This is a genomic window from Plesiomonas sp. (assembly GCF_051650925.1).
Taxonomy (GTDB): Bacteria; Pseudomonadota; Gammaproteobacteria; order Enterobacterales; family CAMTGL01; genus Plesiomonas.
In genome coordinates this window covers 1-1,004 of the sequence record NZ_JBOFRH010000107.1, presented here as the reverse complement: position 1 = coordinate 1,004, position 1,004 = coordinate 1, and the positions used below count along the sequence as shown (strand labels likewise).

Here is a 1,004-nt window from a genome sequence, read left to right as displayed (position 1 = left end):
GGCAAAGTTACACACAGGTTCTGTGGATAAAATTGGGAAAAGTGATGAATTCAGGGTTCAGCTAATTGAAAATAAAGAATAAATAAAAAGAAAAGAGGCAGCGTTCTGATAGAACAAAAAAAAGCCCGCAATGCGGGCTCGAGTAAGAATCTGATCTAGTTTCTCATCGGTTATCACGCAGATTTGCGTTTGTGATCCCAGCTCAGTGCACCGGCGCCATATTGCACCATCATCAGCAGACCACCGGCCATTGCGATGTTTTTCATGAACATAATCATTTGCATACCATCTTGTGGATGCAGGTGGAAAATCACAGCGCTTGCCACACAGAACAGCGCCAGTGCTGCGGAGATGAGGCGTGTCTGGAAGCCCACCAGCAGCGCAATACCACCACCGAGCTCCAACAAGATCACCAGCGGTAACAAGAAACCCGGTAAACCAACAGATTGCATGTAGGCCTCGGTTCCGGCATAACCGGCGCCCAGTTTGCCCCAGCCAGCGATGATGAAGATTTGTGCCATCAGAGCACGAGCGAGTAAATCAATGAATCTCATGGGATGTTCCTTCTATTCCTGCAACCTTGAATGCGTCTGTAAAAAGCATGTCCTGCAATAAAACGGTATTGCGATGGAGCCTTTCTTATTGTGCTGTTGCTTGTATTAAGCGGATGTGACTTACGCCAATCACATCAGTTCAGCAATTGCTTCCTGTGCGGCATGTTGCGCTTGCGCGACAGCTTCTGGGCCAAATGCCAGCGCTTCGGCGTAAATGTACTGAATGTCAGTAATGCCGATGAAATTGAGTATAGTTTGCATATACGGGGTGATCAGGTCAGAAGGTAAACCTTTGTGGATCCCACCACGACTGGTCAGGACCACGGCTTTTTTACCCTTCACCAAACCTTCAGGGCCGTTTTCGGTATAGCGGAAGGTCACACCTGCACGCAGCACCATATCAATGTAGGTTTTCAGTTGCACAGGGATGCTGTAGTTGTACATTGGCGC

The 1,004-nt window shown here is 48.1% G+C and carries 2 protein-coding genes; both read right to left on the bottom strand.

The features are described from left to right. Window positions 1–173: 173 nt before the first annotated feature. The gene (locus ACRC27_RS02350; protein WP_039044704.1) at window positions 174–554 is read right to left on the bottom strand and encodes a DoxX family protein; all 381 of its coding nucleotides are present in this window, start codon (window positions 552–554) and stop codon (window positions 174–176) included. Window positions 555–683: 129 nt separating this feature from the next. After that, a partial coding sequence (locus tag ACRC27_RS02345) for an NAD(P)H-dependent oxidoreductase (RefSeq protein ID WP_438639107.1) occupies window positions 684–1,004 on the bottom strand: 321 nt, incomplete at its 5' end.

What these genes read in the sequence shown, in the direction of transcription:
- ACRC27_RS02350 (WP_039044704.1), bottom strand. Translation starts at nt 554, where the DNA reads ATGAGATTCATTGATTTACTCGCTCGTGCTCTGATGGCACAAATCTTC.